9 protein-coding genes are annotated in these 8826 nt (G+C 70.1%); 7 read left to right on the top strand and 2 right to left on the bottom strand.

Going from position 1 to position 8826, the window contains the following annotated elements:
• Positions 1–63: 63 nt before the first annotated feature.
• Both OG892_RS39295 and OG892_RS39290 read right to left on the bottom strand, forming a co-directional pair.
• Complete coding sequence (locus OG892_RS39295; RefSeq protein ID WP_073737839.1) at positions 64–309, bottom strand: DUF5988 family protein; 246 nt, start codon at positions 307–309, stop codon at positions 64–66.
• A gap of 57 nt (positions 310–366) precedes the next feature.
• Positions 367–1746: an NDP-hexose 2,3-dehydratase family protein gene (locus OG892_RS39290; RefSeq protein WP_371631789.1), complete on the bottom strand. Its 1380-nt coding sequence runs from the start codon at positions 1744–1746 to the stop codon at positions 367–369.
• A gap of 264 nt (positions 1747–2010) precedes the next feature.
• On the opposite strand from OG892_RS39290, the gene OG892_RS39285 reads away from it, so the two are divergent.
• From OG892_RS39285 to OG892_RS39255, 7 genes are all read left to right on the top strand, one after another.
• On the top strand, positions 2011–2760 hold the full coding sequence (locus OG892_RS39285; RefSeq protein ID WP_073737919.1) for a thioesterase II family protein: 750 nt from the start codon (positions 2011–2013) through the stop codon (positions 2758–2760).
• 28 nt (positions 2761–2788) lie between these two features.
• On the top strand, positions 2789–4042 hold the full coding sequence (locus tag OG892_RS39280) for a macrolide family glycosyltransferase (RefSeq protein ID WP_073737841.1): 1254 nt from the start codon (positions 2789–2791) through the stop codon (positions 4040–4042).
• Positions 4039–5046, top strand: coding sequence for an ATP-binding cassette domain-containing protein (locus OG892_RS39275; RefSeq protein ID WP_073737842.1), 1008 nt, complete (start codon positions 4039–4041; stop codon positions 5044–5046). The genes OG892_RS39280 and OG892_RS39275 overlap by 4 nt, the downstream gene beginning before the upstream one ends.
• Positions 5043–5846, top strand: a complete 804-nt coding sequence (locus OG892_RS39270; protein WP_024491964.1) for an ABC transporter permease — start codon at positions 5043–5045, stop codon at positions 5844–5846. Before OG892_RS39275 ends, OG892_RS39270 begins: the two co-directional genes overlap by 4 nt.
• 35 nt (positions 5847–5881) lie before the next feature.
• On the top strand, positions 5882–7105 hold the full coding sequence (locus tag OG892_RS39265; RefSeq protein ID WP_073737844.1) for an aminotransferase class I/II-fold pyridoxal phosphate-dependent enzyme: 1224 nt from the start codon (positions 5882–5884) through the stop codon (positions 7103–7105).
• Positions 7106–7177: 72 nt separating this feature from the next.
• Positions 7178–7621 carry an FdtA/QdtA family cupin domain-containing protein gene (locus OG892_RS39260; RefSeq protein ID WP_073737845.1) on the top strand — a complete coding sequence of 148 codons (444 nt, stop codon included), beginning with the start codon at positions 7178–7180 and terminating at the stop codon, positions 7619–7621.
• A 29-nt stretch (positions 7622–7650) separates the two neighbouring features.
• Positions 7651–8751 (top strand): DegT/DnrJ/EryC1/StrS family aminotransferase, encoded by a 1101-nt coding sequence (locus OG892_RS39255; protein WP_371631823.1) that lies wholly within the window; start codon positions 7651–7653, stop codon positions 8749–8751.
• Positions 8752–8826 lie beyond the last annotated feature (75 nt).

Here is an 8826-nt window from a genome sequence, read left to right as displayed (position 1 = left end):
GGAGTTCCCGGTGTGGGAAGTGTCCGTGGGTCGCAAGGTGTCCATAGGGCGCGCTGCTCCCGCCTATTCCGCGATTTTGGTGAAACCGGTCCAGCGGAAGGTCCTTGACGACAGGCCCCTGATGGCGGCCAGTTCGCCGGAGGGCTCGAAGTGCTGGTAGCCGCCGTAGTACTTGATCTTGATCTTCTGCTGTGCCTCGGACTCACTGACGTGGATCGTCCGCCGGGACTGGGGGAAGTCGGCCGGACCACCGACCAACGTCACCCGGACTGTGCGGCTTTCCTCGGTCCGCTCCATGTTTCCGTTCATGGGATGCCCCTTCTGTCTGCCGGGATCGTGACGGCGCGGTGTCGGATGACCGACGGATCAGTCCGTGCAGGCGTGCAGACAGGCGATGAGGCTGCGGGCCTGCACATTGAGGTAGTGCCGGTGCTGGAGCAGCCAGGTGATCTGGGGCAGCGCCGTCCACACGAAGCCGGGCGGTTCCTCGTCCGGGTGGTCGTCGCCCACCTCGATGATCATGTAACGGCTGCGGGAGTGGTAGAAGCGGCCGCCCTCCTCCGACATCTCGGCGTCGAACAGCACCCGGTCGGTGCCGCGGCGGCGTTGCACGTCGATCAGCTGGTCGTGGACGTCGCCGCCCAGGTGGGCGTGGTTCTCCGGGGTGCCCTGCACGGTCGGGGCGAGTTCGATGGCGTCGATGTATCCGGGTTCGATGCGGGCGCGCAGCAGCACGTGCAGCACCCCGCCGAACCGCTTGACCAGCAGGGCGGCCACGCCGACCCCGTACGGTTCGATCAACGGCTGGGTCCAGCCGCCGACTTCCCGGCTGTTGGCGACGACGTCCACGCCGATGACGCTGAAGAAGAGCCCGTCCTCATGGCTGATCGCCCGGTCCGACTGGTGCCAGCCGGGCAGATCGCGCAGGCCGACGACGGTGGTGTCCACGTCGTGGACGGCCTGGTTGGAGGTGATCCAGCTGAGGATCTCGGTGTCGGTGTGCAGACTGCCGTCCGCAGTGACGGCCCCGGGGAGGCAGGACAGCACGGTGCGGGCGTCCATGTTCACCCGGTGGTCGATGCGCAGTTGTTCGCGGACCTGTCCCAGCGTCAGCCAGCAGAAGTCCTCGCCCGCCTCGACGTCGGGTCCGATCTCGATGACCATGTTGCGGTTGCGCTTGCGGTAGAACCAGGCGCCGTGCTCGGACTGGAGGACGTCGGCCAGCACCGTTCGCGGATCGGCGTGGGCGAAGTGCTCCACATAGGGGACGTGCCGGCCCTGGTGCACTCCGGTGTAGTTGCTCTTGGTGGCCTGCACGGTGGGCGAGAGCTGCACACCGTTCGGGTTGCCCGGTTCCGCCTTCGCCTGCATCAGCAGGTGCAGGACGCCGTCGATCTCGCGTACGGCGATGCCGAGCAGGCCTATCTCCGGCTGCAGGATGATGGGCTGGGACCACTGCCGCACAGGGCCCTCGTCGACCTCGACGCGCAGGCCCGCCACCGAGAAGAAACGGCCGCTGTCGTGCACCAGGTGCCCGCTGCCCTCGGCGAAGGACCAGTTCCGCAGCTTCGCGAACGGGACCCGGTTGACCTCGTGGAGCTGGGCGGCGCGGCGCTCGGCGAGCCACTTCTCGAACTGCTCCGGACTGGTGGCCACACCGCCGGTGGCACGTGCCGACCTGGCGAGTCGTGCCTGCAGGGTCGAGTCCGTATGACGAAGCACGCCGGGCCCGGTGGTCAGCGGCATAGTGTCTCCCCCGGTTCGTGTGTCGGTGGGACGCTCCTGTTCCGGTCGGGATGACCGGGTCCGGCCCATGGCGTCGCGTACCAGGTGAACACGGCCCCAGGAGCTGACCCAGCCGGGCCGGGCCGGTCTAGGTGTTCACTCAGATCCGCGCCGAGGGGCTGCCGCCAGGGCGGTCGGCCAATTTCTCTAGACACCAACGGCCGACGGGAGACGCGCTCTCGCCTCCCCCAGATGCCGGCCGTGCTCGCGACGAAAGAGGCCGACATGAGCGACACCGATGTGTGGATCCGGCGCTACTTTCCGAGCGCCGATGCGGCCGTCCAGTTGGTGTGCCTGCCGCACGCGGGGGGCTCGGCCCCCTTCTACCGCCCGGTCGCCCAGGCGCTGAGCCCTCTCGTCGAGGTGCTCGCCGTCCAGTACCCGGGCCGGCAGGACCGCCGCAACGAGCCGATGATCGATGATCTCGGGGTGCTGGCGGACCAGGTGGAGGAAGCCGTCACGGCCGCCGTCGACCGCCCGTTCGCGCTCTTCGGCCACAGCATGGGCGCGACCCTCGCATACGAGGTGGCCACCCGGCTGGAGCGCCGGGGGCGCGTCCCGCTGCGGGTGTTCGCCTCCGGCCGGCGCGCTCCGTCCTGCCACCGCGACGAGCGGGTCCACCTGCGCGACGACGACGGGATGGTCAGCGAACTGCGCGGGCTCAGCGGCACCGACCAGAAGGTGTTCGGCGACGAGGAGCTGCTGCGCATGGTGCTGCCCGCCATCCGCAACGACTACCGCGCGGCGGAGACCTACCGGTACACGCCGGGGCCCGCGCTGAGCTGCCCCATCACCGCCCTGGCCGGCGACAGCGACCCGAAGGCGAGCCACGACGAGGTGGCCGCCTGGAGCAGGCACACCGACAACGAGTTCGAGCTCCGCACCTACGCCGGCGGTCACTTCTACCTGCTCGACCACACCGCCGACGTCCTGCGGGTCATCGGGGAACGGCTGAACGAGCCGGCCCTGCGATGACCGGCCCGCGGACGAGTCTGGAGCAGTCATGACGACGAAACACGTCGCGATCCTCGTCTTCCCGGGGTACGGGCATGTGAATCCCACGCTGGAGTTCAGCCGCCTGCTGATGACGCTGGGCCACCGGGTCAGCTACGTACTGGACGAGCGGCTGGCCGCACCCGTGCGGGCGGCCGGGGCCGGATTCGTCGGCTACCGCTCCGAGCGCGGCCGGCTCGGCACCGGATACGTGACCGGCGAGGACATCGGCGCTCTGGGCCTGGCGTTCCTGCGGGAGTCGATGGAGGTGATCCTGCCCCGCACGCTGGAGGCGTTCGACGACGACGTTCCGGATCTGATCCTGTACGACCTGGAGAGCTTCTTCACCGCCCGGGTCGCGGCCCGGCGCTGGGGACGGCCCACCGCGCAGCTGTTCCCGTACGTCGCCACCAACGAGCACTACTCGCTGGCCATGGAGGTCTTCTCCGGCGGGGGCGAGAACCTCCAGAAGTGCGTCGACCTGCTGACGGACTACCTGACCGGCCAGGGCGAGGAACCGGACGCCGTCTGGCCGTTCATGGCCAACTTCGACGAGCGCAACCTGGTGCTGATACCGAGGGAGCTCCAGCCGCTGGGGCACACCTTCGACGACCGCTACACCTTCACCGGGCACAGCCTGCCGGCGGTCCGGGCCGGCGCGGGCTCGTGGTCCCGCCCGTCCGGGGACGGCCCGGTGGCGCTGATCACCCTGGGCACCGAGGTCAACGACCGCCCGGACTTCTTCGAGACCTGCGGTACGGCGTTCGCGGACGGGGACTGGCACCTGGTGGTGGCGGTCGGTCCGGGCAATCTGCCCGCCCGCCGGCCGGAGGCCTCCCACGTGGAGATGCACGAGTGGCTGGACTTCAGCACCGTCCTGCCGCACGCGTCGGCCGTGGTCTGCCACTCCGGGATGAGCACCATCCTGGAGTCGCTCTCCTTCGGCACACCGCTGGTGATCGTCACGTACACGCCCGAGGACCGGGTCAACGCCGCACGGGTCAGCGAACTCGGCCTGGGCGTGGAGCTGCCGGGCGAGGACGTCACCGCCGAGCGGCTGCGGGCCGCGGTGGAACACGTCGCGAACGACCCCCGCATCCGCCACCGGGCCGCCCGGATGCGCATGGACCTGCTGGCTGCGGGAGGACCCGCCCGGGCCGCGCAGCTGATCGACGGCTGGCTCAACGATTCCTCCCCGACATCTGGAGACACCATGAAGCACACCGCTCTGTCCGGCCCTTCTGCGAACGCGGGCGTCCGATGACGTACGCCATCGAGACGGAGGGCCTCGTCAAACGGTTCGGCAAGGTCACCGCGCTCAGCGGGCTCGACCTCACCGCGCGCCAGGGCACCGTGCTCGGGGTCCTCGGCCCGAACGGGGCGGGGAAGACGACGGCGGTGCGCATCCTGGCCTCGCTGATGTCACCGGACTCCGGCACCGCCCGGGTCTGCGGCTACGACGTCGCCCGCCAGCCCCACGAGGTCCGCCGGGTCATCGGCCTCACCGGCCAGTACGCGGCCATCGACGAACAGCTCACCGGTGCCCAGAACATCGCGCTGGTGGCCCGGCTGCTGGGCCTGCGGCGGACCGCGGCCAAGCGCCGGGCCTCGGAGCTGCTGGAACGGTTCGGGCTCGGCCACGCCGGCGACCGCAAGGCGCAGACGTACTCGGGCGGCATGCGCCGCCGGCTCGACCTCGCGGTCAGCCTGGTGGGCTCCCCCTCGGTGCTCTACCTCGACGAGCCGACCACCGGCCTTGACCCGGAGAGCCGGTACGAGCTGTGGGACATCGTCCGCAAACTCGTCACCAACGGCTCGACGGTCCTGCTGACCACGCAGTACATGGACGAGGCCGACCGGCTTGCCGACGACATCGTGGTCATCGACGGTGGCACGGCGATCGCCACCGGCACCCCAGAGGAGCTCAAGGCGAAGACCGACCGGCAGACGCTGGAGATCCAGCCCGCCGACAGCGGCCGGCTCAAGGACACCCGGCAGATCATCGAGGAGCTCAGCGGCATCCAGCCCATCGTGAAGGGCAACCAGCTGCGCATCCAGGTCAATGACACGGCCCTGACGACCGCGGTGCTGCGGCGTCTCGACGAAGCAGGCATCGAGGTCATCGAGCTGGCGCTGCGCCAGCCCAGCCTCGACGAGGTCTTCCTGTCACTGACCGGGAGCCGGGGCCAGAAGAACCCCGACCACGCGGAGGAACTCGCCACCGCCGGGGCCGTACCGGCGGCACAGACGGAACGGAGCAGTTCATGACCGCGCTCACCGCCCCCTCGCCGAAGCACCGGCTGAGTCTGCTGACGGTGTCCCGGCACTGTCTGACCCTGGGGGGCCGCAATCTGCTGCACCTCAAGGCGAACCCGGGCGAGATCATCGGATTCGCCGTCGTACAGCCGCTGATCGTCATCGCGCTCCTGGTGTACGTCTTCGGCGGGGCGATCGCCGGGAACACCGACGCCTATCTGCAGTTCGCCCTGCCGGGGCTGATCGTGCAGTCGTCGGTCACCGCCGTGCTCACCACCGGCACAGGGCTTCACCAGGACATCAGCAACGGCCTGTTCGACCGGCTGCGCAGCCTGCCCATCGCGCGGATCGCGCCCCTGATAGGCCATCTGATCGGCACCCTGGTGCGCGTCACCGTCGGGCTGGTCATGCTGCTGGCCGTGGGGGCGGTGCAGGGCTTCGAGGTGCGCACCGGATTCTGGTCGCTGCTGGCCGGGCTGCTGCTGATCACACTGTTCGCCGCGGGACTGGCCTGGCTGTCGATGCTGGTCGGCCTCGCCGCCAAGTCCGCGACCACGGTGCACATGTTCAGCGGTGTGCTGGCGGTCCCGCTCACGTTCTGCAGCAACGTGTTCGTCAAGACCGACACCATGCCCGGCTGGCTCCAGGCCTGGGCCGACATCAACCCGATCTCGCAGGAGGCGACCGCGCTGCGCGCACTCGTCTCGGGCGGGCCCGTCGGCAATTCGGTGTGGTGGACGCTCGGCTGGTCCGTGGTGATGACGGCCGTTTTCGCACCGCTGGCCATCCAGGCGTACCGGAGACGGGTCTGACGTGACCCGCGCCGTTTCAGAGGGGGGACGTTCGGATGAAACACGGCACACAGGATCTGGCGCTGTTCGGCGGGACACCGGCTTTCGTGGAGGACCGGCGGGTGGGGAGGCCCAACCAGGGTGACCGCCGGCGGTTCCTCGACCGGATGAACCAGGCCCTGGACAACGAGTGGCTGTCCAACATGGGTCCACTCATGCACGAGTTCGAGGACCGGGTGGCGGAGCTGGCGGGCGTGCGGCACTGCGTCTCCCTGTGCAACGCGACCGTCGCCCTGCAGATGCTGATCGGGGACGAGGCCACCGGCGGCGCCCCCGGCGACGAGGTGATCGTCCCGGCGCTGACCTTCCCGGCCACGGCCCATGCCGTGGGGTGGCGGGGGCTGCGGCCGGTCGTCTGCGACGTCGATCCGGTGACCGGACTGATCGACCCGGAGCAGGTGGAGACGCTGATCACCCCCCGGACCCGGGCCATCATCGGCGTGCACGTGTGGGGGCAGGCCTGCGACGTAGGGCGGCTGGAGAAGATCGCCGAGAGCAACGGGCTCCGGCTGTACTTCGACGCCGCTCCCGCGCTGGGCTGCACCCACAACGACACCCCGATCGGCGGCTTCGGCAACGCGGAGGTGTTCAGCTTCCACGCCACGAAGATCGTCAACTCCTTCGAGGGCGGCGCGATCGTGACCGACGACGACGCGCTGGCCGAACGCATGCGGGCGGTGCGGAACTTCGGGTTCGGACCGGACGGCCGGGTCGGCCACATCGGTACCAACGCCAAGCTGAACGAGGTCGCGGCCGCGATGGGGCTGACCTCCCTCGACGCGCTCGCGGACACCATGATCCACAACCGTGCCAACTACGAGCTCTACCGGGCGGAGCTGGCCGGCATCCCCGGTGTGCGGCCGGTGGAGTACGCCTCACAGCACCGCAACAACCACCACTACATGATGATCACCGTGGACGAGGCGGCCGCGGGGCTGCACCGTGACCTGCTGCTCGGCGTCCTGCGCGCGGAGAGGATCCTGGCCCAGCCCTACTTCCCGCAGGGCATGCACCAGCTCCAGCCGTACGCCGAGGACCCGGGCCGCTCACTGCCGCACGCCGAGGAACTGTGCGGGCAACTGCTCGCCCTGCCGACCGGACCCGCGGTCGGCGCCGACGACATCAAGACCATCAGCGACGCGATACGAGTCGCCGTCGCCAACGGGCCGGAGGTGACCTCGCTGCACCGCGCCCGGACCGCCGCCGACGTGGACGAGTAGCGGGCAACGCACGGATAACGACCGGACACAGCCGTGCCGACGCACGCTGGACAGGATCGAGGAGTGGCTGCGATGGCAGCGAGCACCACGGAGACGCACGTCGGCAGGGTAAAGCCCAGCCGGTACGTCGATCTCCAACAGCATCAGGACGAACGCGGCTGCATTTCGATCGCGGAGTCGGAGTGGACCGCCGGATTTCCGATCCGGCGGGTCTACTTCCTGCACGATCTGACGGGTGGCGCGTCCCGCGGCGGGCACGCGCACCGCGAGCTGGAGCAGCTCTTCATCGCCGCCCACGGCGGCTTCACCCTGCGCCTGGACGACGGCTTCACCCAGGCCGAGCACCGTCTGGAGACTCCGGGGACCGCCCTGTACGTCGGTCCGATGGTGTGGCGGGACCTCAGCGACTTCACTCCGGGCGGGGTCTGTCTCGTCCTGGCGTCGCACCACTACGACGAGGCGGACTACTACCGCGGGTACGAGAGTTTCCTGCGGGACAGCCGGAGGCAGACGTGACCAAGGTTCCCTTCTTCGACCTGCGCGAGATGCACGCGGCCACCGGTGTCCAGGAGGAGATCGACGCGGCCGTGCTGCGGGTGTCCCAGTCCGGCCGCTACATCCTGGGCCGCGAGCTGGAGGCGTTCGAAGCGGCGTTCGCCGCGTACTGCGAGAACGCGTACTGCGTCGCGACGGGCAGTGGCCTGGCCGCCCTGGAGCTGGCGCTCAGAGCCCTCGGGGTGGGTCCGGGAGACGAGGTGATCGTGCCCGCGCACACCTTCGTCGGCACCTGGCTCGCCGTCTCGTCGACCGGCGCCCGGCCGGTCCCCGTGGAGCCGGGCGAGGGGTCGTTCCTGATCGACACGGACCTGCTGGAGGCGGCCGTCACCCCGCGCACCCGCGCGGTGCTGCCGGTCCACCTGTACGGGCACCCCGAGGACATGGACGCGGTACGGGACTTCGCCGACCGGCACGGCCTCGCCGTGCTGGAGGACGCCGCCCAGGCGCACGGTGCCCGCAGGAACGGCCGGCGCGTGGGCAGCGGGCACGCCGTGGCCTTCAGCTTCTACCCGGGCAAGAACCTGGGCGCGCTGGGCGACGGCGGCGCCATCGTCACCGACGACGCGGAGCTGGCCGGCCGGCTGCGGCTGCTGCGCAACTACGGCTCCCGCGAGAAGTACGTGCACGAGGTGAAGGGGGGCAACTCCCGGCTGGACGAGATCCAGTCCGCCGTGCTCGCCACGAAGCTGCCGTACCTGGACGACTGGAACGAACGGCGCCGCGCGGTCGCCCGCCGCTACACGGAGGCGTTCGTCGGCCTGCCCGGCCTCGCCACCCCGGACACGGCGCCCGGGACCGAGCACGTCTGGCACCAGTACGTACTGCGCACCCCGTTCCGCGATCCCCTGTGCCGGCGGCTGGAGGAGTCGGGCGTGGGAACGCTGATCCACTACCCGGTGGCCATCCACCGCACGCCCGCCTACGCGGGCCAGGGCCTCGAACCGGCCGTCGGCCTGCCGAGGACGGAGCGGCTGGCCGACGAGGTGCTGAGCCTGCCCATCGGCCCTCATCTGCCCGACAACGCGGTCGACCTGGTGATCGACGCCGTGCAGACCGCGGTCCTGGACCTCTCCGACTCGGGTCACTGAGGGTTTGCAGGGCCTCGCGGCAGCACGCCGGTCCCGCCGGGTTAGTTGTTCGACTAGATGCGCCGGCTCGACCGC

The sequence above is a fragment of the Streptomyces sp. NBC_00341 genome (genome assembly GCF_041435055.1).
In the GTDB taxonomy this organism is placed as follows: Bacteria; Actinomycetota; Actinomycetes; order Streptomycetales; family Streptomycetaceae; genus Streptomyces.
This window is presented reverse-complemented; position numbering and strand designations above follow the sequence as displayed.